This is a genomic window from Acinetobacter geminorum (assembly GCF_013009345.1).
GTDB classification, from domain to species: Bacteria; Pseudomonadota; Gammaproteobacteria; order Pseudomonadales; family Moraxellaceae; genus Acinetobacter; species Acinetobacter geminorum.
On the sequence record NZ_JABELE010000008.1, the window covers coordinates 118,288 to 144,959 of the forward strand.

Annotated in this window: 20 protein-coding genes and 3 tRNA genes; 16 read left to right on the forward strand and 7 right to left on the reverse strand. The window is 38.1% G+C overall.

Features of this window, described 5'->3' with window-relative positions; genetic code table 11:
- The first annotated feature begins 164 nt into the window (after positions 1-164).
- A complete protein-coding gene (locus HJG58_RS09410; protein ID WP_170248676.1) occupies positions 165-2,630 on the forward strand; it encodes an acyl-CoA dehydrogenase in 2,466 nt (821 codons plus the stop codon).
- 103 nt (positions 2,631-2,733) lie between these two features.
- Positions 2,734-3,117, forward strand: coding sequence for a carboxymuconolactone decarboxylase family protein (locus HJG58_RS09415; RefSeq protein WP_000043120.1), 384 nt, complete (start codon positions 2,734-2,736; stop codon positions 3,115-3,117).
- Between the two features lie 38 nt (positions 3,118-3,155).
- On the opposite strand, the gene HJG58_RS09420 is transcribed toward HJG58_RS09415, so the two are convergent.
- A complete protein-coding gene (locus HJG58_RS09420; protein ID WP_170248677.1) occupies positions 3,156-3,692 on the reverse strand; it encodes a cysteine peptidase family C39 domain-containing protein in 537 nt (178 codons plus the stop codon).
- Between the two features lie 221 nt (positions 3,693-3,913).
- Between HJG58_RS09420 and ahcY the strand changes: the two genes are divergently transcribed.
- From ahcY to HJG58_RS09450, 6 genes are all read left to right on the forward strand, one after another.
- Entirely contained in the window at positions 3,914-5,296 is a 1,383-nt protein-coding gene (gene ahcY, locus HJG58_RS09425) for an adenosylhomocysteinase (RefSeq protein WP_016145934.1), read from the forward strand.
- A 70-nt stretch (positions 5,297-5,366) separates the two neighbouring features.
- Entirely contained in the window at positions 5,367-6,203 is an 837-nt protein-coding gene (gene metF, locus HJG58_RS09430) for a methylenetetrahydrofolate reductase [NAD(P)H] (protein ID WP_170248678.1), read from the forward strand.
- An 18-nt stretch (positions 6,204-6,221) separates the two neighbouring features.
- Positions 6,222-6,944: a 16S rRNA (uracil(1498)-N(3))-methyltransferase gene (locus HJG58_RS09435; protein ID WP_086265815.1), complete on the forward strand. Its 723-nt coding sequence runs from the start codon at positions 6,222-6,224 to the stop codon at positions 6,942-6,944.
- A gap of 134 nt (positions 6,945-7,078) precedes the next feature.
- Positions 7,079-9,931, forward strand: coding sequence for a putative bifunctional diguanylate cyclase/phosphodiesterase (locus HJG58_RS09440; protein ID WP_170248679.1), 2,853 nt, complete (start codon positions 7,079-7,081; stop codon positions 9,929-9,931).
- 235 nt (positions 9,932-10,166) lie between these two features.
- Positions 10,167-12,437, forward strand: coding sequence for an NADP-dependent malic enzyme (locus HJG58_RS09445; RefSeq protein ID WP_170248680.1), 2,271 nt, complete (start codon positions 10,167-10,169; stop codon positions 12,435-12,437).
- Positions 12,438-12,528: 91 nt separating this feature from the next.
- Complete coding sequence (locus HJG58_RS09450) at positions 12,529-13,767, forward strand: multifunctional CCA addition/repair protein (RefSeq protein ID WP_130172332.1); 1,239 nt, start codon at positions 12,529-12,531, stop codon at positions 13,765-13,767.
- Between the two features lie 43 nt (positions 13,768-13,810).
- On the opposite strand, the gene HJG58_RS09455 is transcribed toward HJG58_RS09450, so the two are convergent.
- Positions 13,811-14,986 (reverse strand): S1C family serine protease, encoded by a 1,176-nt coding sequence (locus HJG58_RS09455; protein ID WP_170248681.1) that lies wholly within the window; start codon positions 14,984-14,986, stop codon positions 13,811-13,813.
- A gap of 194 nt (positions 14,987-15,180) precedes the next feature.
- Between HJG58_RS09455 and HJG58_RS09460 the strand changes: the two genes are divergently transcribed.
- The 6 genes from HJG58_RS09460 to HJG58_RS09485 all read left to right on the forward strand — a co-directional run bounded on the left by HJG58_RS09460 (position 15,181) and on the right by HJG58_RS09485 (position 17,773).
- On the forward strand, positions 15,181-15,939 hold the full coding sequence (locus HJG58_RS09460; RefSeq protein ID WP_170248682.1) for a Nif3-like dinuclear metal center hexameric protein: 759 nt from the start codon (positions 15,181-15,183) through the stop codon (positions 15,937-15,939).
- Positions 15,940-16,084: 145 nt separating this feature from the next.
- Complete coding sequence (locus HJG58_RS09465) at positions 16,085-16,711, forward strand: superoxide dismutase (RefSeq protein WP_000208083.1); 627 nt, start codon at positions 16,085-16,087, stop codon at positions 16,709-16,711.
- Between the two features lie 146 nt (positions 16,712-16,857).
- Positions 16,858-16,933 (forward strand) — tRNA-Asn (locus HJG58_RS09470).
- 8 nt (positions 16,934-16,941) lie between these two features.
- Positions 16,942-17,017 (forward strand) — tRNA-Asn (locus HJG58_RS09475).
- 180 nt (positions 17,018-17,197) lie between these two features.
- A tRNA-Asn gene (locus HJG58_RS09480) sits at positions 17,198-17,273 on the forward strand.
- A gap of 56 nt (positions 17,274-17,329) precedes the next feature.
- Positions 17,330-17,773, forward strand: a complete 444-nt coding sequence (locus HJG58_RS09485; RefSeq protein ID WP_170248683.1) for a DUF2726 domain-containing protein — start codon at positions 17,330-17,332, stop codon at positions 17,771-17,773.
- Between the two features lie 4 nt (positions 17,774-17,777).
- Here HJG58_RS09485 and HJG58_RS09490 read toward each other — a convergent pair whose 3' ends face one another.
- The 5 genes from HJG58_RS09490 to glnA all read right to left on the reverse strand — a co-directional run bounded on the left by HJG58_RS09490 (position 17,778) and on the right by glnA (position 22,457).
- A complete protein-coding gene (locus tag HJG58_RS09490) occupies positions 17,778-17,978 on the reverse strand; it encodes a hypothetical protein (RefSeq protein ID WP_032035709.1) in 201 nt (66 codons plus the stop codon).
- Between the two features lie 106 nt (positions 17,979-18,084).
- Positions 18,085-19,422, reverse strand: a complete 1,338-nt coding sequence (locus HJG58_RS09495; RefSeq protein ID WP_170248684.1) for an alpha/beta hydrolase family protein — start codon at positions 19,420-19,422, stop codon at positions 18,085-18,087.
- A gap of 109 nt (positions 19,423-19,531) precedes the next feature.
- A complete protein-coding gene (gene ubiA / locus HJG58_RS09500) occupies positions 19,532-20,410 on the reverse strand; it encodes a 4-hydroxybenzoate octaprenyltransferase (protein WP_170248685.1) in 879 nt (292 codons plus the stop codon).
- Positions 20,407-20,916 carry a chorismate--pyruvate lyase family protein gene (locus tag HJG58_RS09505; RefSeq protein WP_170248686.1) on the reverse strand — a complete coding sequence of 170 codons (510 nt, stop codon included), beginning with the start codon at positions 20,914-20,916 and terminating at the stop codon, positions 20,407-20,409. Before HJG58_RS09505 ends, ubiA begins: the two co-directional genes overlap by 4 nt.
- 125 nt (positions 20,917-21,041) lie before the next feature.
- Positions 21,042-22,457 carry a type I glutamate--ammonia ligase gene (glnA, locus tag HJG58_RS09510; RefSeq protein WP_170248687.1) on the reverse strand — a complete coding sequence of 472 codons (1,416 nt, stop codon included), beginning with the start codon at positions 22,455-22,457 and terminating at the stop codon, positions 21,042-21,044.
- Between the two features lie 738 nt (positions 22,458-23,195).
- Here glnA and HJG58_RS09515 point away from each other — a divergent pair.
- Together HJG58_RS09515 and HJG58_RS09520 are read left to right on the forward strand one after the other, a co-directional pair.
- Positions 23,196-24,737, forward strand: coding sequence for a peptide MFS transporter (locus HJG58_RS09515; protein ID WP_170248688.1), 1,542 nt, complete (start codon positions 23,196-23,198; stop codon positions 24,735-24,737).
- The gene (locus tag HJG58_RS09520) at positions 24,734-26,536 is read left to right on the forward strand and encodes an aminopeptidase P family protein (RefSeq protein ID WP_170248689.1); all 1,803 of its coding nucleotides are present in this window, start codon (positions 24,734-24,736) and stop codon (positions 26,534-26,536) included. The genes HJG58_RS09515 and HJG58_RS09520 overlap by 4 nt, the downstream gene beginning before the upstream one ends.
- The last annotated feature ends 136 nt before the right edge of the window (positions 26,537-26,672 follow it).

Below are 26,672 nucleotides of genomic sequence, written 5' to 3' on the forward strand. Positions count from 1 at the left end.
ATATCTTATACCTAAAAGTACGATATATCCCTGCTCTAGCATATACATCAATTGCGACATAAAAAATTAAATTTAAACAGCATTAAAATTAGCTAGTTAAGCCTTAAATCTCTCCTCGCTTTTTGTAACTTCTAACTTGAGGACTTATCTAGCAAGGAGCAAGTATGGTTTTCCTACTCTTTGTTTTAAGCATTGTCATTCAGCTTTTTACAATATGGGCAATTTTCTTTTTTAACCTAAATCGCGTCATTGGCAGTGTTATTACGATTGTGGTAGCTATATTTACTGCACTCATATTAACGCCATGGGCTCTCATTTTAGGTATTCCACTTATTGCCCTTAGTATCATTATTTTATTTGCACCATTACGCTTTAACCTAATTACTCAACCTGCATATAAAACTTTAGCAAACTCAATGCCGAGCATCAGTACGACTGAACAAGAGGCTTTAGAGGCAGGTACCAGTTGGTGGGAAAAAGAGTTGTTTATGGGGGCACCTGATTGGTCTCAGTTTGAAAAGTACCCCTACCCAACCTTGTCAGCAGAAGAACAAAGTTTTATAGACAATGAAGTTGAGCTCCTTTGTAGCATGCTAGATGAATGGGAGATTCATCATCACTTAAAAGATCTGCCACCTGAAGTTTGGCAATTTATTAAAGATAAAGGTTTTTTAGGCCTCATTATTCCAAAGTCCTTTGGTGGCAAAGAATTTAGCTCATTTGCCCAAAGCCGTATTATGACCAAAATTGCTTCACGCTCACTCACCACAGCTGTGAGTTGTATGGTTCCAAACTCGTTAGGACCAGGTGAGCTACTCATGCACTACGGTACAGATGCACAAAAGCAGCAATATTTACCGGGCCTTGCTAAAGGTGAGGAAATTCCATGTTTTGGTTTAACTAGCCCAGAAGCAGGTTCAGATGCAGGCGCCATTCCAGATTCAGGTGTTGTTTGCTACGGCGAATATGAAGGTGCTCAAGTCCTTGGACTTCGCATGAATTTCTCTAAACGCTGGATTACGCTTGCACCAATTGCAACTGTTGTTGGTCTAGCATTTAAACTTTATGACCCTGAAGGTCTACTCGGCGATAAAAATAAAACCGAATACGGTATTACCTGTGCACTCATCCCTGCAAGCCATGCGGGTGTAAAAATAGGAGCACGTCATTATCCCGGCTCTCCATTTATGAATGGAACAGTAGAAGGAAAAGATGTTTTTATTCCTATTGACTGGATTATTGGTGGTCAAGAAAATGCCGGAAAAGGCTGGCGCATGCTCATGGAATGTTTAGGTGTGGGCCGAGGTATTTCCCTTCCAGCATTAGCCACAGCCGCAGGTGAAATGAGCTATTTAACCGTTGGTGCTTTTGCGAAAATTCGCCAGCAATTTAATATTTCTGTCGGTAAATTTGAAGGCGTACAAGAAGCAACCAGTGAAATTGCCAGCGATGCCTACATGCTTGAAGCATTCCGTTATTTAGTCACATGTGGCCTAAACCAAGGTGGAACACCTGCCGTGATGACCGCCATGGCAAAATATTATGCAACTGAAACAATGCGTAAAGTCGTTAATCACGGAATGGATATTGCTGGAGGACGAGCAATTCAACTCGGGCCACGTAATTTCCTTGCCCTTACATATCAAGCGATTCCGATTGCTATCACGGTAGAAGGCGCAAATATTTTGACCCGTTCATTGATGATTTTTGGCCAAGGCTCAATGCGTTGTCACCCTTATCTATTTGAAGAGTTGCAACTCCTTCAATCTGAAGACAAAAATAACTCAGTCAAAAAATTTGATGATTTATTATTCAAACATTTAGCCTATACCTTTAACCGTGGTGCAAGATCATTTGCTTACGGTTGGACAGGTGGCTCAAGCGATGCGCCTCAGTCAGCAGATCAATTCACCGCAAGTTACTATAAAACGATTAATCGTTTTAGTGCCAACTTCGCACTTGTTTCAGATATGTCACTTGGTTTACTTGCAGGAGACCTAAAACGCAAAGAAATGTTATCAGGACGCTTGGCAGATATTCACGCGCACCTCTTTATTTCTACTGCGATTTTAAAATTTTATGAAGCTGGCCAAAAAACTGAAGCCGAACAACTTCATGCAAAATTAGCGCTACAAAAAGCTTTCTTGAATATTCAGGAAGCATTTTGGGGATTATTTGAAAACTTCCCAGCTAAACTTCCGGCAGCATTTGTAAAATGGATCTGTTTCCCTTTTGGTCGTGTCATTTCAAAACCAGATGATGAGTTAAAACAACAAGTCGCTGAACTTATGATGCAAGAGCATCCTTTTAGAGAGCAGCTTAAGCATCACGTATTTTATTCAACCAAAGCCGATGATGTGACTGGACGTTTAGAACATACATTCCAAATTCTACGAACACTTGAACCACTTTGGGATAAGTTTAAAAAAGCTGAATCTAAAGGCAAATTTACAGGACTGACTTTCGAAGAGAATATTCAACAAGCGATAAAAGAAGGTTTTATTTCTGAAAGCGAAGCTCAACAACTATTGCAATACAACGCAATTCGATTCGACAGCATGCTTACAGATGTATTTGATGAAGATTTAAATAAAGATCTTCCTTTGTCAAACCCTCATCAAATAGTGTGACTGGTGCCTCCACTAATTCACTATTGCAATCATTTTTGATTCGCATTAATTAATAAATAACCATAAAAGCGTCACTCGACGCTTTTATTTTTAGGAGAAATTAATGTCTAAGCAAGATTACGAAAATGGATTAAAAGTTCGCACAGAAGTGATGGGAGAAGCTTTTGTAAAACGTGCCCAAGAAAACACCGTACCCTTTACTCAGCCTTTACAAGACTGGATTAACGAACATGCATGGGGATCGACTTGGCAACGTGAAGGTGTACTTCCACGTAAATATCGCTCATTAATAACTTTAGCTATGCTAACCGCACTTAAATCGCCAACTGAACTCAAAGGCCATGTTCGTGGTGCACTAAACAATGGTTGTACAGTTGAAGAGATTCAAGAAACTTTATTGCACAGCCTACCATATTGCGGCGCACCTGCTACTCAAGAAGCTTTTCGTGCTGCTTTAGAAGTAATTCAAGAATATCAACAAAAATAACTTCAATATGAGCCAGCACTGTACTGGCTCACTTTGACCTAATTTAATTTAGTCGAATAAATACTTAAATTACGATCACCAATTATAATAGCCTGACGACAGATTCCTTCTGCTTTACGCTGCTTTTCAAAAACTGCAGCTAACATTGGTTCGAAACTATCAAAAAAGCAGATTTCATTTTGATCTATAGAATAAATGAGCGACTGATTACCAACGCCATCCAAAGTATCGTAGTACACAATCACCATTTTTCCGTTTTGAATTGCAGCTTGAATATCTTGATAGCTCAGCGCTGGTCCAGTTGGAATTTTTAATACCTTTGCTTCTTTATAGCTCATACGTTCGCTGGGGCTAATGCTAGGATCCTCATCTGAATGAAATGACACTTCAAATCCTAGTTTCTTTAAAGCAACAGCTAAGGCAATCGTATAGGTGCCTTCTTCATCGTGTCGGCAAACATTAATCAACTCAGCAACATCAATTTGTACTCCATGATGTTGAAGTAACATCCAAACTGCAAAAACGCCACAGTTTGACTCTAGGCGTGCCAACGACTCGGGAATATTTAATGCCATAATTAGAATCTAAAGTGATAATTACGCAGATAATAAACAAAACTGGATTGGCACTAAAAGCTTTTCCAAGTACAATGTTTCGCTAGTCGAGGGATGCTGCGACAAATGATCGGCACTAAAGATCAATTTGCCAGGCTCGACGATCGGTTAAACACTCGTTTTAACCAACAACGGCATCCGCGAACAGAATGATCAATACTATTTTTTCCTAGGAGATCCTGATGAACGCGGTTAATGCTTCATTTACAGATTACAAAGTTGCTGACATCTCTCTTGCTGACTACGGCCGTAAAGAAATCAAACTTGCTGAAGCAGAAATGCCAGCTTTGATCGGCTTACGTAAACGCTATGCAGCTTCTAAACCACTTGCTGGCGCAAAAATTCTTGGTTGTATTCACATGACCATTCAAACAGCTGTTCTTATTGAAACGCTTGTTGAATTAGGTGCTGAAGTACGCTGGACATCATGTAACATTTTCTCTACTCAAGACCATGCTGCTGCTGCAATTGCTGCTCGCGGTATTCCAGTTTTTGCTTGGAAAGGTGAAACTGAAGAAGAATATGTATGGTGCCTTGAACAACAGATCAATGTAAATGGTCAACCTTGGGATGCCAACATGATTTTGGACGATGGCGGTGATTTAACTGCTCTTGTTCATGAAAAATACCCTGCTCTTTTAGAACGTATTCACGGTATTACTGAAGAAACTACAACAGGTGTTCAACGTCTTATCGAAATGTGGAAAGACGGTTCTTTGAAAGTTCCTGCAATTAACGTAAATGACTCAGTTACTAAATCTAAAAACGACAACAAATATGGTTGCCGTCACTCATTAAATGACGCGATCAAACGTGCAACTGACATGCTTTTGTCTGGTCGCCGTGCACTTGTAGTTGGTTATGGTGATGTAGGTAAAGGTTCTGCTCAATCTTTACGTCAAGAAGGTATGATCGTTCGTGTAACAGAAGTTGACCCAATTTGTGCAATGCAAGCATGTATGGACGGCTATGAAGTTGTATCTCCATATAAAAACGGCGTACAAACAGGCAAAAAAGAAGATATTAACCACGATCTTCTTGGCAACACTGACCTTGTTGTAACAACAACTGGTAACTACCACGTGTGTGATGCCGCAATGCTAGACAGCTTAAAAGCTGGTGCAGTTGTATGTAACATCGGTCACTTCGATACAGAAATTGACACTGCGTATTTACGTGGTTACAAGTGGGTTGAAGTTAAGCCACAAGTTCACCAAGTTTATCGTTCAGAAGACGAAAACAACTACCTTATCCTTCTTTCTGAAGGTCGCCTTGTAAACCTAGGTAATGCAACTGGTCACCCATCACGTGTAATGGATGGTTCTTTTGCTAACCAAGTTCTAGGACAAATTCACTTATTCCAAGAGAAATTTGCTGATCTTCCTGCAAATGAGAAAGCTGCAAAAATTCGTGTAGAAGTTCTTCCTAAGAAACTTGACGAAGAAGTTGCTGCTGCAATGGTTGCAGGTTTCGGTGGTGTACTTACTCAGTTAACTCAAGAGCAAGCCGATTATTTAGGTGTTGCTGTTGAGGGACCATTCAAATCTGACGCTTACAAATACTAAGAACTTAAGGGCAGACGGTGAACCGACTGCCCTTTTTTCTAAAATGTTTCGCTGTTTACAAGGATTTGACATGACTAAACGTACACCTATTTCTTTTGAGTTTTTTCCGCCGAAAACTGATGTTGGTGCCGAAAAACTTCGTATTGTTCACCAAGAATTACAGCTATTAAATCCAGAGTTTTTCTCGATTACTTATGGTGCTGGTGGTTCTACTCGCGAACGCACGCTTGCTGCTATTGAAGATTTCAATGGTAAAGGCACTCCTGTTGCGCCTCATCTTTCTTGTATTGGTGATGATAAAGCTCGTATTGCTGAGTTACTGGATTTATATAAAGCTCAAGGCATTGACCGTATTGTTGCTTTACGTGGTGACTTACCATCTGGTCAGGTTGGGCTTGGTGAGCTTCCTTATGCTCAAGATTTAGTACGTTTTATTCGTGAGCACTCAGGTGATCATTTTCATATTGAAGTTGCAGCTTATCCAGAAATGCATCCTCAAGCTGAAAGCCTTGATTCAGATATTCAACGTTTTATTGAAAAAGTACAAGCTGGTGCCAATGCAGGAATTACTCAATTCTTCTTTAATCCAGACTCATACTTTTATTTTATAGAGCGCTTGGAAAAAGCTGGAATTAACATTCCGGTGGCTCCAGGAATCATGCCAATTACCAACGCAAGCAACCTAATTCGCTTTGCAGACGGTACGGGTGCTGAAATTCCTCGCTGGATCCGTAAGCAATTACAAGCCTATGGTGATGACAGTGAAAGTATCAAAGCTTTCGGTCATGAAGTTGTTGTTAAGCTATGCGAACGCCTGATTGCAGGTGGTGCGCCAAGCTTACACTTCTATTCAATGAATCAAATCGAACCTACTCGTCAACTTGTTGTTGATCTTGGTTTAAATTAATTTTGTAAGGCGTACCCAATGAACCGTTTTTTTATCGAAACTGAACTTACAGTTGGCTCAACAATTCAACTGACAGAATCAGTATTCCATCATTGGGTTCGCGTTTTACGTGCACAATTACAAGAACAAGCGACTCTATTTAATGGACAAGGTGGTGAATATCTCGCGTCATTAACCGAAATTAATAAGAAAAATGCGTTTGTCACAATTGAGAATTTTAACCCTGCAAACCGTGCTGCCCCTTTTAAAGCTGTTTTAGGTCAAGTCATGAGTAAAGGCGATCGAATGGATTATGCCATTCAGAAAGCCACTGAATTGGGTGTAAGTCAGATTCAATTGCTAACAAGTGAACGTTGTGAAATGCGCTTAAAATACGATCGAGATCAAAAAAAATTAGATCACTGGCAAGCTGTAGCAATTGCAGCATGTGAACAATGTGGCCTGAACTTAGTTCCCGAAGTATTAGCACCAATTTCTCTTCATGAATGGTTAAGTTCTTCTGAGCTTCCCCAATCTAAATTTGTTTTAGCACCAGAAAAAGAACAAAAAGATGTATTAGCAGGAATACAACCTGATCTTGCTTTACTTATTGGCCCAGAAGGTGGGCTAAGTGAAAATGAAATTACCCAAGCCAATCAAGCTGGTTTTATGAACTGGTGCATTGGTGACCGTGTTTTACGTACAGAAACCGCACCTGTTGTTGCCTTGTCTATTTTAAATTATCGATTTTTATCCACCTGAGTTCAGTGAACATTGATTAAATCGTTATTTAAAGTTAACTTACTTTTATTGTATGAATAAAATTTCAAATTCTTTTTCACTGATAAATCAGATTCTTTCTGTATATATGTAAAAAAATAGGATAGAAAAATCTTATGTCTGGGCTTCAGGAAGAATATCTACAGCATCAAACAAAAATTGAACAGCTGAAACTTTCAACTCAATATATACGCTGGTATTTGATTAGCTTAATACTGCTATGTCTCATTTCATATGGTATTTTTTCTTATTATTTTTCATCTGTAATAACAATTTTTAGCTGGTCTATTGGCCTCACTGTAGCATCTCTTATCGGCTTATTATTTATTCCAAATATTTTAACTCACTACCGTGCAATTGATTTTACAAAAAAAGCTAATCACATTTTACAAAGTATTTGTTTGATCTCAGGCATCTTAATTGGAATAAACGTCACAATTATTCATTTTTATCTTCCCCCTGAGTTAGTCGCTCTACCAGATGCTCATATTTTAATTGCTTTATTTATTACTTCGGCTCATATCATTGGCCTTACTTTTTTAACCCAGCAACCACGATATTTTTATCTCTTATTTATTCCAAGTACCTTGCCCTTATTACTAGCTCAATTCACACATAACCCAATTACTCAGCTACCCTTTTACTTTGCCTATAATCTTACCTTTGTGGCCACTGTACTTTGTGCATATGCTACGCAACGTAATTATCAAAAGATTTCTCAATTATTATTAAAAAACAAACAGCTTGTTCAAATTTCCGATCAACATACGCAATGGGCTGAAGAATTATGTATACAGCTCCAACAAGAAGTAAATAAATCTAAAGATATCGAAGCCCAGCTTCAATTTAATAATCATCTGCTTGAGCAAAAAGTACGTGAACGCACTTACGATCTCACAAAAATGAATGAACAACTCGAAAGCCATCACTACAATTTAGCTTTTGCGCATGAAACTGCAGGTATTCGACCTTGGGATTGGGATATTCAAAGTCAAAAATTAGAAATTACATTTTTCGATCAACAAAAACAAACTCAGACTGCCGTTATTCATCTCAATACGATATTAGATCGTATACATCCAAGTGATAAAAAACTTTTTGACGAACGTTTAAAACAACATTTGGAAGGCATTACAGATCATTTTAATATCACCTTTCGAATTTTACGTAGAGATGGTTCTTGGCGATGGATTCATGATGTAGGCCGTGTCATCACTAGAGATCCTAAAACACAAAAAGCGCTTCGTATGGTTGGAATGACTCGCGATATACATCAAGAGAAGAAAGATCAAGAACATCTAAGACTATCTGCAATTGTGCTTGAGCAAGCTGCGGAAGGAATATTTATTTTAGATGAGCGCCTAAACTATATTGATGTAAATCCCTACTATGAAAAACTCACAGGATTTTCTAAATCAGAACTTGTTAATAAAGAATTATTTAGCATAACAATCAATCAAAAAGAATTACAACAGCAGTTTCATACATCAATAACACAGCAACTCCTAGAGACAGGAGAATATATGGGTCAGTTTGACGAAAAATTTAGTTCTGGTAAAAGCGTATATTTATGGTTGCATATCAATGTAGTCAAAGATGAGTTCAATCAAATTACCAATTATATCGGGTTTGCACGCGACCTGACTGAGCAAAAACGTCAAGAACAACATCTATCTTATTTAAAAAATTACGACAGCCTCACCCACCTGCCTAACCGCCTTTACTATTACAATCAATTACATCAATATCTAGTAAATCCGTCATATAACATTAAAAACTTAGCATTAATACGAGTGAACATTGACCGCTTCCGAGCTTTCAATGAATTTTTAAATAATGATAGTGGTGATGAATTACTTAAGCAGTTCGCTCAAAGATTGCGCTTAATCAATATCAATGCAATTTTAGTTGCCTATTTAAATAGTGATGATTTCGCAATTATTTATGAAATTTCCCCAATTCATCCAAATATTGAGCAATATTGTCAAAATATTTTACAAGCGCTCAATGCACCTTTTTATATTGATAATCACGAATATTTTATTACTGCATCTATTGGTGTTGCATGTTTTCCTGAACATGGTAGACAAATTGATCACCTCAACCACCATGCGGAACAAGCATTGTCCGAAGCAAAACGCTTAGGTGGTAATACAATTTGCTATTATTGCAATAAAACAAATAACTCATATAAAAGTGCCGATTTAGAGCAAGAATTACGTAAAGCCATACAAAATGATGAATTTGTCATTTATTACCAACCCAAAATTAATCTACATGATCAATCTATTATCGGTTTTGAAGCATTAATTCGTTGGCAACATCCTGAAAAAGGATTAGTCATGCCAAATATGTTTATACCTTTTGCTGAGCGTAGTAGCCTGATTTCAGATATTGGTAAAGTTGTTTTGGATAAAGTTGGAAAGCAACTACAAGAATGGAAAGATGCAGGTTATCTCAATATTCAAATCTCTGTAAATATTGTCGCTCAACAGATACATCGAGGCTTATTACTCAATGATCTAGATGAAGTTTTGCAAAAATATAATATACAAGGTTCAGACCTGGAACTTGAAATTACAGAGTCAGCCCTTTTAGACAATACTGCCAATGTAAAAATGCTATTACATGCGATAAAACAACGAGATATCTCAATTGCCTTAGATGACTTTGGTACGGGTTATTCATCTTTAGCCTATCTAACAGAATACCCAATTGACGTATTAAAAATTGATCGTGCTTTTATTTCTAAAATTGGTGACCACAAACAAGAAGCAATTGTAAATGCAATGATCGCGATGGGTAAAAGTATGGGGCTTAAACTGGTTGCCGAAGGTGTAGAAACAGAAGAACAAGTCACCTATCTACAAAAACAGCAATGTGATTTTTTACAAGGTTATTTCTTTAGTCGTCCGATCCCTGCTGAGCAAATTATTCCTTATCTGCAAACAAAACCACATATTTCTTAATTGTTCTAATCATCTATTTTACCTATGCTGCTTTTTCCAAAAATGAGCGTTTTTGACTGTGAGAAATAAAGAAGTAGTGTTATATTCTTTAGCATTTAGCTCACTACGGGGCTATTGGCAATTCGTCTACTATTCTCTTAATTGATAAAAATTAAAGCATAGTAAAAAATTGAATTTCCTCTCCCTAAATGAGCAATTTGACTAGTTTGCTTTTTTGTATCAAATAGAGACTCAGATGGACGATCAATCTTTAAAACAGGCCGCTTTAAATTACCATGAATATCCAAACCCAGGGAAAATCAGCGTCACCCCAAGTAAGCAACTTGTCAACCAACGAGATTTGGCTCTAGCCTACTCACCAGGAGTTGCTGCGCCATGTTTAGAGATTGAGCGTGATCCATCAGCTGCTGCTAAATATACAGCTCGCGGAAACTTGGTTGCCGTAGTCAGTAACGGTACAGCTGTTCTTGGTTTAGGTAATATTGGCCCATTAGCTTCTAAACCTGTAATGGAAGGTAAAGGCGTTCTCTTCAAAAAGTTTGCTGGTGTTGACGTATTTGACATCGAAATTGCAGAAAACGATCCAGATAAAATTGTAGATATTGTTGCCTCTCTTGAGCCAACTTTCGGTGGTATCAACCTCGAAGATATTAAAGCGCCAGAATGTTTCTATATCGAAAAGAAACTTCGCGAACGCATGAAAATTCCTGTATTCCATGACGATCAACACGGTACAAGTATCATTGTAGGTTCAGCTTTGCTCAATGCATTGCAACTTGTAAATAAGAAAATTGATGAAATCAAAATTGTAGCTTCAGGCGCAGGTGCTGCTGCCCTTTCTTGTTTAGATTTACTTTGTGCTTTAGGCGTAAATAAAGAAAATATCATTGTTGCCGATTCTCGCGGTCTACTCACTACTTCACGTGAAGGCTTGGATGAATCAAAAAAACGTTATGTTCAAGACATCAAAGCAACTCAGTTACATGAAGTAATGGCTGGTGCTGATATGTTCTTGGGTCTTTCTGCTGCTGGTATTCTCACCAAAGAAATGGTGAAACAGATGGCTGAGAACCCTATTATTTTTGCTTTGGCAAACCCAGATCCAGAAATTTTGCCTGAACATGCACATGAAGTACGTCCTGATGTAATCATGGCAACTGGTCGTTCTGACTATCCAAACCAAGTAAACAACGCATTATGTTTCCCTTACATTTTCCGTGGTGCACTTGACGTTGGTGCAACAACGATTAATGAAGACATGAAAATTGCATGTGTACATGCAATTGCACGTATGGCACACGTAGAAGCTGATGCAGCTACTTACGGTGAAAAATCTGCTTCATTTGGCCGTGACTATTTAATTCCACGTCCACTTGATCAACGTTTAATTTTAGAAATTGCCCCTGCTGTTGCTAAAGCTGCAATGGATTCAGGTGTTGCAACTCGTCCGATCGAAGATTTCTCTGCATACCGTCAAAAATTATCTGAGTTTGTTTATAACTCTGCATTCTTGATGAAACCGATTTTTGCTCAAGCAAAAACTGATCCTAAACGCATCGCATATGCTGAAGGTGAAGATGAGCGCGTATTACGTGCAGTGCAAATCGCAGTTGATGAAGATTTAGCTAAACCAATTTTAGTAGGTCGTACTGCTGTTATTGAAGCTAATATCAAAAAATTAGGCTTACGTTTACAACATGGCGTAAACATTGAGATTGTAGATCAAGAACAAAACCCAATGTATGAAGAGTTTTGGAAAGACTACTATCAAACAATGCAACGCAAAGGCATTACTGTTGAATATGCTCAACGTGAAGCTCGTCGCCGTTCAACTTTAATTGCATCTTTACTGGTTAAATTCGGTAAAGCAGACGGTATGTTATGTGGTACTTACAGTAGCTATAACATTCACCTTGACTTTGTACGCAATGTCATCGGTCTAAAAGAAGGTATGAAGAACTTCTTCACCTTAAATGCATTAATGCTTGAAGATCGTAACTTGTTTATTGCTGATACATACGTAAATACAAACCCGACTGCTGAACAACTTGCTGAAATGACTATTTTAGCAGCTGAAGAAGTACGTCGTTTTGGTATTACTCCACGTGTAGCCCTACTTTCTCATTCAAGTTTTGGTAGTGACCAGACTGACTCAAGTGCTCAAAAAATGCGTGAAGTTTATCGTATTTTATCTGAGCAAGCTCCTGAGCTTGAAGTTGAAGGTGAAATGCACGGTGATGCAGCATTAGACGAAAACATTCGTCAATTTGCATTCCCTGGCTCACGTTTCAAAGGTTCTGCAAACTTGCTCATTATGCCAAACCTAGATGCAGCAAACATTTCATTTAACTTGTTGAAAGCGACTTCTGGTAACAACGTTACTATTGGCCCAATTTTACTTGGTGCAGCAAAACCTGTTCATATTTTGACACCGACAGCAACGACTCGTCGTCTTATCAATATGACTGCTTTAACTGTTGCTGAAATCCAACAACAAGAAAAGTAATTTAGAAACTGCTTTTTACGAAAAGCATCTCTAATGACTTGAGAAAACCTCTATTCTGTAGCATGATTGCTTGAAGAATAGAGGTTTTTTCATGCAAGTGTATTTAGTAGGCGGTGCCGTCCGTGATTTTTTACTTGGGCATCCCTATCAAGAAAAAGATTATGTTGTTGTCGGTGCAACGCCGGAACACATGCTCGCCCAAGGTTTTCAACCTGTAGGCAAAGATTTTCCTGTGTTTCTTCATCCTGAAACGAAAGAAGAATATGCACTTGCACGTACTGAAAGAAAATCTGGTAAAGGCTACCACGGCTTTCAATTTTTTACCGATACCACAGTAAGCTTAGAAGAAGATTTAATTCGCCGTGATTTGACTATCAATGCCATAGCAATGGATCAAGATGGCAAACTATACGATCCATATGGCGGTCAAACAGATTTAGAAAATAAAACTTTGCGTCATGTTTCAGAAGCTTTTGCTGAAGATCCTTTACGTGTTTTACGTGTTGCACGCTTTGCGGCTCGCTATTCTTCATATGGTTTTCAAATTGCACCAGAGACCATGCAGCTTATGCAAACTATGGCAGAATCAGGTGAGCTTGATGCATTAACACCAGAACGTGTATGGAAAGAAACTTCTCGTGCACTTTTAGAAGATCATGCAGATGTTTATTTTCAAACATTGCGTGACTGTGGGGCGTTGAAACATCTTTTCCCTGAAATTGATGCATTATTTGGTGTACCACAGCGCCCTGAATATCACCCGGAAGTGGACTGCGGCATACATACCTTAATGTCGTTGCAGCAAGCTTGTAAATCAAACTATTCGCTCGATGTTCGATTTGCTGTTTTAGTACATGATTTGGGTAAAGCATTAACTCCAGCTAACGAACTTCCTCGCCACATCATGCATGAAGAACGTGGAGTCAAACCTGTTACCGAATTATGTGAACGTTTAAAAGTTCCAACTCAAACTCGACAGTTGGCATTATCAGTATGTAAAGAACATCTAAAATGCCATCAGATTATGTCGTTAAAGCCAGGAACTGTATGGCGTCTATTACAGCGTCTAGATGTATTACGTCGTCCTGAGAGAGTGGAAGCATTTGTGCAAGCATGTGAATGTGATGCTAAAGGAAGACTAGGTTTAGAAGACCGTCCGTATCCTCAAGCTCAGTACATGTTAGATGCGATGCAAATCGTTCGTTCTATTAAAGCTCAGGATTTACCTGAAAACATTAAAGGTGCTGAGATTGGTGAAATGCTAATTCAGTATCGTATTGATGCTTTAACTGAATTCAAACATCAGCATCAAGCACTATCTCATACTTAATTGATACCCAGAAAAAAGCCTCATTACGAGGCTTTTTCTATCTTTACTGTTTAGGCAGCGGTATAAATTGTGATTGAGTATTTTGGTTTTTTCTTTCCCCTACTGTCACCACAAAGTTTTGTTGCTTCCCATCTCGCTCAACAATTACATTAATTTCGCTGTTAGGTGCTTGTAATGCGACATAATTAATCAAATGAGACGCTGAAGTGATTTGCTCATTATTCACCTGAATAATTTTATCGCCAATCTTAATACCTGCTGATGCAGCTGGACCATTTTTCAAGACATCTGCAACCACAACACCAATTTGCTGTTTAGGTGCTAATACATCTGCTTGTGTAGGCGGTACCAAACTAATCCCTAACCATCCACGTACTACACGACCATCTTTCAAAATCGAGTTTAATACCTGTTGGCAAACTTTAGCTGGGATTGCAAAACCAATTCCTAAAGAACCACCTGACTGAGAAAAAATAGCCGTATTTACCCCAATTAAATTCCCAGCGACATCAATTAATGCTCCACCTGAGTTACCGGGGTTAATTGCAGCATCTGTTTGAATAAAGTCTTCATAGGTATTGATACCTAAATCAGAGCGCTCAGTGGCAGAAATAATACCTTGAGTTACCGTTTGCCCTACACCAAATGGATTACCAATTGCTAAGACCACATCACCTACTTCATTACCACTTAGCTTAAATGGTAGGACAGGTAATTTATCTAAATCGATTTTAATTACAGCTAAATCAGTATCAGGGTCTGTTCCAACAATGGTTGCTTCTGCACGACGGCCATCATGTAATGCCACTACAATTTGATCTGCTTGAGCAATCACATGATTATTCGTCAGAATATAACCATCAGTTCGTACAATAACCCCAGAGCCTAAGCTATTTTCATTTTGCTGTTGTTGTTCAGGAAGCTGATTTCCAAAAAATTCGCGGAATACCGGATCACTTAATAAAGGATGATTTTGTTTAACTTTCTGGGTCGTAAAAATATTAACAACTGCCGGCGCTGCAACTTTTACCGCAGCGCTATAAGATACCACCCCGCCCGCTCGCGAAGTATCAACGAGTGGTTCAACTTTCTCAGCAGGCATTTGCACCCCATCAACTGCAACAGTTGGTTTCGGCTGATGGTATTTTTGCCATGCAATAAAACTGGCAATTACAATAATAAGTAACACCCAAGGTAACCATGTAAAGGTGCGGCGCACGTTCATATCCTCTACGCAAAGAAGTTTTTAATTAAATTAATATATTGAACAAAAAGAGTTTTCAGTTAAGCATTTTAAATTAAATATGTCGATATACATAAAAAAGTCAAAAAAGATTTGTCTAGCTTTAGTTACACAACAAAATATGTTTCTATAGCTTTAGCAATTATTTACTACTCAATTCAGGAAATATCATGGCGAATTTGCATGAAATTATTCAGTGGTGCGACCAAACCTTAAAAGCGGCAGAATTTAAAGATTACGCACCAAATGGCCTGCAAATTGAAGGTTCAACTGAAGTAAGACGTATCCTTTGTGCGGTTACTGCTTCCGAAGATGCAATTGATGCAGCAATTGCTCAAAATGCAGATTTATTACTCGTACATCATGGTTATTTTTGGAAAGGCGAACCGTATCCAATTACGGGAATGCGAGGCAATCGCATTAAAAAACTCATTCAAAATAATATTTCATTAGTCGCTTACCACCTACCTTTAGATGCCCACCCAACTTTGGGTAACAATGTAGCCATTGCAGAAAAACTAAACTTGCAGAATTTAGAACCACTCGATTTAACAGAGAAACATCCAATTGGTAATATTGGTTATTTAGAGCAAGCAGTTTCTGTGGATGAATTTAAAACAAAACTACAAAACAGTTTTGATTTTAAGGTAATTCATTTGCCCGCAGAAAAACAAAGTATTCAAAAAGTAGGCTTCTGTACAGGTGGAGCTCAAGATTTTATTGCTAAAGCTGCTTTGCAAAATTGTGATGCTTACATTTCGGGTGAAGTCAGTGAACGAACTTTTTATGAAGCAAAAGAATTAGGAGTTCACTATTTCGCCTGTGGTCACCATGCTACTGAGCGTTATGGAGTTCAGCGTTTGGCACAAGCGATCTCAAAACAGTTTTCAATTGAAGCTGAATATTTTGAATTGAATAATCCGATTTAATTAAGTCTTTTTTTCAATCTGTGTTATGCGTATTAATTAGATCTTTATTGTGTATAGTTCTTTAAAACGATGCCCTATTGTGACCAGAATCATTTACAATAGAGCCACTTAATTGTATAACCCAGCAAATGCAAGGAATAGGAACATGACAACCATTACTTTACCTGCACTTCCATATGGCTATGATGATTTAGCGCCACATATTAGTAAAGAAACTTTAGAATACCATCACGATAAACACCACAATACCTATGTTGTTAACTTAAACAACTTAATCAAAGGGACTGACCTTGAAGGTAAAACTTTAGAAGAAATCATTAAAGCAACTGCTGGTGATGCATCTAAAGCTGGTATTTTCAACAATGCTGCTCAAGTTTGGAACCACACTTTCTACTGGAACAGCATGAAGCCAAACGGTGGTGGTAAGCCTACTGGCGCAATCGCTGCTAAAATTGACGAAGCTTTTGGTAGCTACGAAAAGTTTGCAGAAGAATTTACTGCTGCTGCAACAACTCAATTCGGTTCAGGTTGGGCTTGGTTAGTTGCTGATGAAGTAAATGGTAAATTATCTATTACTAAAACTTCTAATGCAGACACTCCACTTGCACATGGTCAAATTGCTGTATTAACAATTGACGTATGGGAACATGCTTACTACATCGATTTCCGTAACTTACGTCCTAAATACATCGCAACTTTCTTAGAAAGCCTTGTCAACTGGGACTATGCAAATGCAAAACTTGCAGGTCAACCAGCTGGTGTAGAGAAATAATTTTATTTCTGTATGAAAAACCACCCTGTTTTGGGTGGTTTTTTTATTTTTAATACAGCAAAAGCATATTAATCAAGCAAACGATTCATTTTCTTTAATATTCTTATTGACGCTTTTAGATTTCATCCATAAAATGCGCATCAGATTCTCCAATAGCTCAGTCGGTAGAGCGACGGACTGTTAATCCGCAGGTCCCTGGTTCGAGCCCAGGTTGGAGAGCCATCTACTAATCTCCCATAGCTCAGTCGGTAGAGCGACGGACTGTTAATCCGCAGGTCCCTGGTTCGAGCCCAGGTGGGAGAGCCAAGATTCTAAAAGCCCGCATTTATTGCGGGCTTTTTATTTTCTGATTTTCTAATACTTTTTATTATTCTTAATAAAATCAACGTTTCGAGTATTTTTAAACCAATCGGTTAGATATTCTCTTTAATTCTGCTATTAAGGCTTGACCCAGCCCCCTTTCCTGCCTAAAATCCTTTTCCAGATTCTCCCATAGCTCAGTCGGTAGAGCGACGGACTGTTAATCCGCAGGTCCCTGGTTCGAGCCCAGGTGGGAGAGCCAAAATTCTTAAAAACCCACTCATCATGAGTGGGTTTTTATTTGTATGATGCCTTCACATGTTCGAATCGAGTCACTTATTTTTTATTGTTTTAGGTTGCGTAAGCACCTGTATTTTTCTTGTTGTCTGTTTACGTCCATATTTATTTCCAAAACAAAAATTCTTTGCTCGCCCTGTCATTACAAACTTTGAAACTCAAATGTTTATACGTTTAAAACAAAGTTTTCCAAATTATCATGTGTTAGCACAAGTGGCTTTTAGCGCTTTAATTACCAGTAATGACTATAAAATTCGTAGTCAGTTCAATCGTAAAGTTACTGACTTTGTTGTGCTCAACGACAAGATGGAAGTCATGGCCATTATTGAGCTAGATGACCCTACCCATCTTGAAAAAGTAGAAGAAGACCGTATTCGTGATCAAATGCTTACTGAAGCAGGCTACCTTGTAAAGCGTTACACAAATATTCCTACTGTACGCCAATTACAAAAGGATATTCATTAACAAGCTATTTCGTTTCAGAATTTGCAGCTTCTTTCTCTGCTATTCTTTTTGCCATCTCTAAACGCTGCTGTTCATATTGTTTTTTATTCTTAGCATCACTTTTTGCAGCCAAGAAAAGTATTCCAATAATTAGAAAAGGAATAAGTAAACCTAATCCCATTAATAACCAAGGAACAGATTTTTTTTCAATAGGTTGCTGGCTCATAAGTTCTTCAAACTCAAATAGTATCGATTTCAGAATGCGTAACAATATAACAAAAAAAGGGCCCACTTTAGGACCCTTTTAATTTGAATATTTTAAATCCAAAAAATTATTGTGCGACTCCAGTACATTCTGGTTTTCCACTAGCATCAATTATGGATGGATCTACAACTGCATTTGTCTTAGCGGGCATATTAGTTTGAATAAATTGATAGATATCAGCATTTTTACAAACAATTGCTTGAGTATGCGTAGCATTTTCTACTAAATCTAGTTTAATGTTAGGTGAACCTAAAGTTACCAATCCAGCTACCATCATTTGAGTAATTGGATAAGGCACATTGGTATCATTTTTACCTTGAGCAATATATATCGGTTTATCTAAACGCTTTGTACCAGGTTGACTTGCGAGTAAAAATTTCTGAACCGTCTCATTTGACCTGAAATTAGTAACATCAAGTCCCGGATAATCCATAACTTTTTTACCTGGGTTATCAGTCATAAATTTAATAATATCTTCTTTAAATTTATTAATTAGACTAAGGCTCGGATCAGCACTATCTAAACAAAGACCATTTTCTCCTGTAGTTCCTTCTGCAAACTCAGCTAAAGACTTCGCTCTTGTTTGAAATATATCTCTATATTCAAAACGTGGTTCATAGGCTTTAATACCAACACCAGTTAAAGCGGCGTAAGCTAGCAGAGTAGCATAGGAGTCAATAGAAACTCGTTTATCTAAAGCTACATTACCTGCAATTTCTTGCTGCTCAATTAATGCTAATGCATTTGGTGCTACATCAAGAATAATTGTTCCCAAACTCGACGCAGGCGCGCCTGCAACTGCACCTTTATATGTTATATCTGTATTTGCATATTCAGCAGTACCTATAGATGCCTGACCTCCTTGTGACTGACCTACAGACATCCAATCGCCATTTAATTGTGAGCCATAACGATCTTTTACTGCTCTAACAGCTGCTAATGCTGATTTTGCTTCACTCGCTAAATTAAGATATGGATGGATTCCTTTTGTACCAAGACCTTCATAATCTGGGGCTACAATCACATATCCAGCAGCTAATAAAGTATCAGCTAAAATTTTGAAGCGTGGATTAATCGTATTATTGCTTGGTGCACAACTATCCCCTACTCCTACAGTGCCGTGCTCCCATACCACTACGCGATAACCATCCTTTGGTTGAGCAACTTTCGGGAACATGACTAAAGCAGTTGCTTCAGCTGTTTTCCCTTGTACATTCATCATGTTATAAGTCATTACTTTTATAGATGAAGCACCACTTAAGGTATCCTTAGAATAGGCTTTTTCAGAAACATAAGTTTTATCGGGATTAACACCAATATAGTCATCATCATCGTCATTACACGCTGTAAGAAATAGTGCTGAAATTGACAATGTTATAGCTAAAGCAATTTTTGACCGTTTCATAGAATATCCTTTTTATGTGTTATTTATTCCGCATATTTTTATGCACAAATATTAAGACATAAAAAAAGTGCTCTGCATAGAACACTTTTCAACCTCACGGTCATTTTTACTATATGAAATTTAAAAATATTCCTAGAAAAATGATTAATCCCACCCAACGATTGTGACGAAATGCCCAGAAACATACTTGAGGGTCGCGGTCTTTGGTTTTAATTGTTTGATATACAAAATCAAATGCGACTACAGCTAAAGCAATAATCGCCCATGGGAATAAGATATTTTCTAAATATAGTGCAGTACTAATCAAAACAAGGCTAGATGCTTGTAAAAACGCAATAATCTGGATGTCATATCGACCAAAAAGAATAGCTGTAGATTTCACACCAATCTTTAAATCATATTCACGATCTGTAATTGCATATTGAGTGTCATAAGCCACAGTCCAAGCCAAATTACCAAAATAGAGCAACCAACAAGTTAAATCTGGAGTTTTACCTACAGCGGTAAAGGCCATAGGAATAGACCATGAAAATGCTGCGCCTAAAAATACTTGAGGTAAGTTGGTATAGCGTTTCATAAATGGATAAATAAACGCTAGAAATAATGCCCCAAATGACCAGTAGAAGGTTTCGATCGGTAAAAAGAACAACAGACACGCACTTGCTAAAACAAGGCCCAAGAATACATATACAGCTTCTCTTGCACGAATAATTCCAGTTGCGAGCGGACGGGTTTTAGTACGCTCTACATAACCATCTACTTTACGATCAGCAAAGTCATTAATCGCACATCCAGCAGCGCGCATAAAAATCACGCCTAAAATCATGACAAATAAAATACCTAAATCAGGTATTCCTTTTGATGCAACCCAAAGTGCCCACATGGTTGGCCAAAACACCAGTTCAGTACCAATTGGCTTATCAAATCGACATAGATAATAATAAGCCTCTAAACGCTGACGCCATGTTGTGCCTGTTGCAGTCGTCATAGTAATTCCTTGTCGTGCTGCTGATTTAAAAAAGCTTCAAAAGCCGGTAAGAATGTTTCTTGGACGATAAATTTACATCCATGCCAAGTATAGCAACTTTGTCGCGTCCAGCCTTCTGGCAAACGAATGACACGTCGGTCACAAAGCGGAGTCGTTCTTTGAAATAGAAAAAAGCCAATCGGTTTAGAACCAATGTGCTGAAATATACGCGCTTTTTTTTGTAAACTTTGAATTGGAAAAATACTTTTTGCTTTCACCCACGGCTCTGCTTCACAGCCATATAAATAGGTTTCTCTCACCCATGAAGTATGAGCATGAGGCATGTTCATCCATTGACTATCTGCAAAAGTTAAACGCTGAAAGTGTTCTTTAAAGGGCTTCACACTGAACTGGCCACCACCAAGCTCAGTTAATTGTTGAGTCAGAGAACCAGAAGCATACAACCATGTTTTCAACTCAGGATTTAAAGCCTTTTCCTGTTTAAGTACTGGTTGTCGTTTACGCATAATCTGCTCACATGAAAACTCGCACCTAGTTTACTCCAAATTTTTGATAAAAAACGTAGAGAATTCAATCAACATTCCAAGCAATAAAAAAGCCTGCATAAGCAGGCTTTTTTATGAAATATATATTACAGGCTGTAATACATATCGAATTCAACTGGGTGAGTAGTCGTGTTAAGACGACGTACATCTTCAGTTTTAAGTTCGATGTATGCATCAAGCATTTCTTTAGTGAACACGCCGCCTTTTAACAAGAATTCGTGATCTGCTTGAAGTGCTTCAAGAGCCATATCTAAGCTATGAGCAACTGTTGGGATTTTTGCTTCTTCTTCTGGAGGAAGATCATACAAGTTCTTATCAGCAGCTTCGCCCGGATGGATCTTGTTTTGGATACCGTCGATACCAGCCATTAACAATGCAGCGAAACCTAAGTACGGGTTCATCATTGGGTCTGGGAAACGAGCTTCGATACGCTTACCTTTAGGGCTAGAAACGTATGGAATACGGATAGAAGCAGAACGGTTACGTGCTGAGTAAGCAAGCATAATTGGTGCTTCGAAGTGAGGAACCAAACGCTTATATGAGTTTGTAGATGGGTTTGTGATTGCATTCAATGCACGAGCGTGCTTGATGATACCACCGATGAAATACAATGCCATTTCTGAAAGGCCTGCATATTCATCACCAGCAAACAAGTTCTTGCCATCTTTAGAGATAGACATATGAACGTGCATACCAGAACCGTTATCGCCTACCATTGGTTTAGGCATAAACGTAGCTGTTTTTGCATATTGGTGTGCAACGTTCCAAACAGCATATTTAAACTGTTGAACTTCGTCAGCTTTACGGACAAGCGTATTGAAGCTCACACCAATTTCTAACTGGCAAGAAGCAACTTCATGGTGATGTACTTCTACACGACCTGGGCCCATGATGTCTTCGATTTTTGCACACATTTCTGCACGCATATCTTGTGCAGAGTCAACTGGAGGAACTGGGAAGTAACCACCTTTAACACGTGGACGGTGACCTGAGTTACCAGACTCGTAATCTTTACCAGTAGACCAAGCAGCTTCTTCAGCGATTAATGTATGACGAGCGCCAGACATATCGATGTCCCATTTCACTTCATCAAATACAAAGAATTCTGGCTCTGGACCAAAGAATGCAGTATCACCAATACCTGTAGATTTTAAGTATTCTTCTGCACGGCGAGCAATCGAACGTGGATCACGTTCATAACCTTGACCAGTTGAAGGTTCAATAACGTCACAAGTCACAACTACAGTTGGTTCAGCAAAGAACGGGTCGATAAAACCAGTTTCCGCATCTGGACGTAAAATCATGTCAGATGCTTCAATGCCTTTCCAACCAGCGATTGAAGAACCATCAAACATTTTACCGTCTTCAAAAGTATCTTCATCAATAGAATCAGCTGGGTAAGTTACGTGCTGCTCTTTACCCTTAGTATCAGTAAAGCGAAAATCGACCCATTTTGCGCCACTTTCTTGTATGAGTTGAAGGACCTTGTTCGCCATGCTCATTTTGCTCCAATGAAATTTTGTTGCACTTGTTGAGTGCGTGTTAGTTGCTGGTATTTATTAAGCAATTCTCATACCAACTTCATGAGACTTACCTAAAACATTGAATTACTTATAAGTATTCATGATTTAGGCCCCTTGTCTTGAACCCATTATACTGTTTGCTTGAGTAAATGCACCATATTCACACATTTTCAAATTATGGCATATTTAAATAGCTCATTATTGCCCTAATTTAGTGCAAAATCGTTGCACTGATATAACCCGCTGCATCAATATCTAACAATCGTCCATGATCATAATACTTTCTTATATATAATGCTGAGATTCTTATCGGATTATCTGAAAATAATCACTCCGTTGACATCAATTTTCCTCAATGAGTTTCTTTGGTTTATTTCAGCAACTTAAATTTATGACTTAAACCATCAGTTAGTTAAAAGCCTTCTGCTTTAGTTAAAATCTAATAATTATTTTTCATTTTTATGAATTTTTCTAAATAAATACACTATTTAGTCGCTATCTGACCAGTTAATAAGACCACATACAGTAGATCCCACATTACTCGGCAAAAATTAAATTTTACTATTCATGTTCATTTTCATTCACTTATTTTATACAGGCCAAACTTGCTTTTATTATTAAAAAAAACTAAAAACTATATGCATAAATTTTTGTTATAAATAAACAAACCAAAAGTTATGTTTATAAAAAACTTAAAAGCATTCAAGGATTTGAATAATGAAATATGACTTTGAACGATCGGATAAAGCTTTTTTCGGCCATCCAAAACCATTAAAAACTTTATTTTTTACAGAGCTTTGGGAAAGATTTTCTTATTATGGTATTCGACCTTTACTCGTTCTTTATATGATTGCAATGGTTAATGACGGTGGTTTAGGTCTTGACCGTCCAACTGCAGCCGCGATTGTTGGGTTATTTGCTGGATCTATGTATTTAATGACCGTTTTTGGTGGCTGGATTGCCGATAACTGGTTAGGTCAGGCACGATCGGTCTGGTATGGCTCTATCATTATTGCATTAGGCCATTTATCTATTGCTCTAACCGCACTCTTTGATCAATTCTTTTTTTATTTCGGTTTAGTCCTTATTGTTATTGGCTCAGGATTATTTAAAACCTGTATTTCAGTGATTGTCGGAACATTATATAAAGCTCAAGATAGTAGGCGCGATGCTGGTTTTTCCATTTTTTACATGGGGATTAATATGGGGTCGTTTATTGCCCCACTTATTACAGGTATATTGGCTCACGATCATGGCTGGCATCTAGGTTTTGGGATTGGCGGCCTTGGAATGTTGATTGCTTTACTTATTTTTCGTACATTAGCGATTCCACAGCTACAGTCTTTCAATCAGTTGCGCCAACAAACTGACAACTGCAATAAGCCTGTCGTAGAAAATAAAAATGCGCCTAAAATTGTATTTAGCTTTTTATTCGCAGTTGCAGTCATTATTACGCTTACCTTATTTGGTGTCATTCATATTAATCCGGTCGCGGTAGCAACTTATTTAACAATTGGGATTGGTATCGGCATTATTGCTTACTTTGCTTATTTATTACTTTTCTTGAATTTAGAGCAACATGACAAATTTAAAATTATTATTTGTTTTGTTTTATTAGCAACATCAGCATTGTTCTGGTCTGCTTTTGAACAGAAACCAACTTCTTTTAATTTATTTGCGCAAGACTATACAGATCGTATGGTTTTCGGATTTGAAATCCCAACTGTATGGTTCCAATCAATCAATGCCCTTTTTATTATTATATTCGCTCCAATTGCAGCATGGCTTTGGGCAAGATTGGGTAAATCAAATAAAGATCCAAGCTATATCAGTAAATTTATCATTGCATTGTTACTTGCAGCTGGCGGCTTTCTCGTTATGTCCTTTGCTAGTCGTTTCGCAATTGCTGGCGGCTTAGTTTCACCATTTTGGTTAATTGGTACTTTGTTTTTGCTTACCATGGGAGAACTTTGTTTAAGCCCGATTGGGTTATCAACCATGACTAAACTTGCACCTGATGTGATTCGAGGCCAAATTATGGGACTGTGGTTTACTGGCTCAGCTTTAGGTAATCTCATCGCTGGTCTCATTGGCGGACACGTATCGTCAGATGGTATTGATCATTTACCGACTCTCTTTATGCGATGCGTTTTGGCATTAATTGTTGGTGCAATCGTGTTATTTTTATTAAAGAAACCTATCAATAGATTAATGAACAAAAGTACTAGCAAAGTTCAACCTGACTTGGAAACTATATGAGCGTTTTAACTGTTTCAGAAAAACTAGAAAAACTTCGCAAACTCATGCGTACTCAGCAGATTGATGCGTTTGTTGTGATGAGTGCTGATCCCCATATGTCAGAATATTTACCCGACTATTGGAAAGTAAGGCAGTGGCTAAGCGGTTTTAGTGGTTCTGTTGGTACGCTAGTCGTGACTCAAAACTTTGCTGGCCTCTGGGCAGATGGTCGCTATTGGGTACAAGCAGAACAACAACTCGCTGGAACTGGCTTTGAATTACAAAAACTGACCGGTGATGAAACTTCTACACATCTCGCGTGGATTGAGAAAAATCTACCAACTGGTTCGGTCATTTCAGTAAATGGCCAAACATTATCCATTCAACAATTTAAGTCGCTCGAACATACTTCACGACTTAATCATTATAAACTTGAAACCCAGCAAGATTTAGTTGGAGAGATTTGGTTAGACCGTCCAGAACTTCCCTCAGAAAAAATCCATTTAATGCCTGAAGGGTTAAATGCCCTCTCACGTAAAGAAAAAATTCAGGCAATTCGCGAAAGCTTAGCTAACAAGAATATTGCGGGTCATTTTATTTCATCTTTAGATGATATTGCATGGGTCCTAAATGCACGTGGGCAAGATGTAGAATATAACCCTGTTTTTCTTTCTCATTTATATATTAATGCAGAGCAAGCTATTCTTTTTATTGATGCTGAAAAAGTTGATGTAAGCATTCAACAAGCTTTAGCAGCCGATGGTATTGAAATTTGTAACTACGAAGATACCGCTAAGTTTTTATCGAATATTTCTGATGCCTCAGTACTTTTAGATCCAGCCAAAGTCTCGATTTTTCATGAACAAGCCATCGCAAAAGATATTCAGGTTGTATATGACATCAATCCGAGTACACTTTTTAAATCGCGTAAGCATGAAAGCGAAATTGCTCATATCCGTCACACAATGGTTAAAGATGGAGTTGCGCTTTGCCACTTTTTCCACTGGTTAGAGAAAGCCCTTCATCATGGTGAAAGCATTTCAGAACTCACTATTGATGAGAAAATTACGGCTTTCCGTGCTCAGCAAGATGGATTTATAGGGCCGAGTTTTTCAACGATTGCTGGCTTTAATGCTAATGGTGCTCTACCCCACTACCGTGCAACTGAAGAGCACTATTCATTTATCGAAGGTGATGGTCTATTGCTAATTGACTCAGGTGGGCAATATGTAGATGGAACAACCGATATTACTCGTGTTGTTCCTGTAGGCACGCCAACAGGGCAACAAAAACGTGACTACACATTGGTTTTAAAATGTCACATTGCCTTGGCAAAAACGATTTATCCAGAAGGTTTAGCCGCTCCTTTACTCGATTCAATTTGTCGCAATACTTTATGGCAACATGGTTTAGATTATCGACATGGAACAGGCCACGGTGTAGGCTTTGCACTTAACGTTCATGAAGGTCCACAAGTTCTTTCTTATTACGCGCCTATTCATGCCTATAGTAAGTTGCGTGAAGGTATGATTATTTCCAACGAGCCGGGCTTATACCATGAGGGACAATACGGTATTCGTATTGAGAATCTGGTTGCAAACAGACTTCACTCAGGGTTTGAGAAAACCTACGGCGATTTCTTAGAGTTTGAAACGCTGACCCTTTGCCCGATTCATTTAGATTGTATCGTCGTTGACATGCTAACAAATGAAGAGAAAGACTGGTTAAATGGTTATCATCAAACTGTTCAAGAAAGACTGGCCGAACATTTATCTGGCGATGTTTTAGATTGGCTTATCTATAACACACGTAAAATTTAATCTTCTTGTGTGAATAAGGCAGAATAATTTTTATTTCTAATGAAAAGCATATTCTGTCTTATTAATACTTATCTATAATTTTAAAAAGCTCCACCTTCCCAAAGCCTTTTTTTCTGCAAATTTCTAACGAATGAAA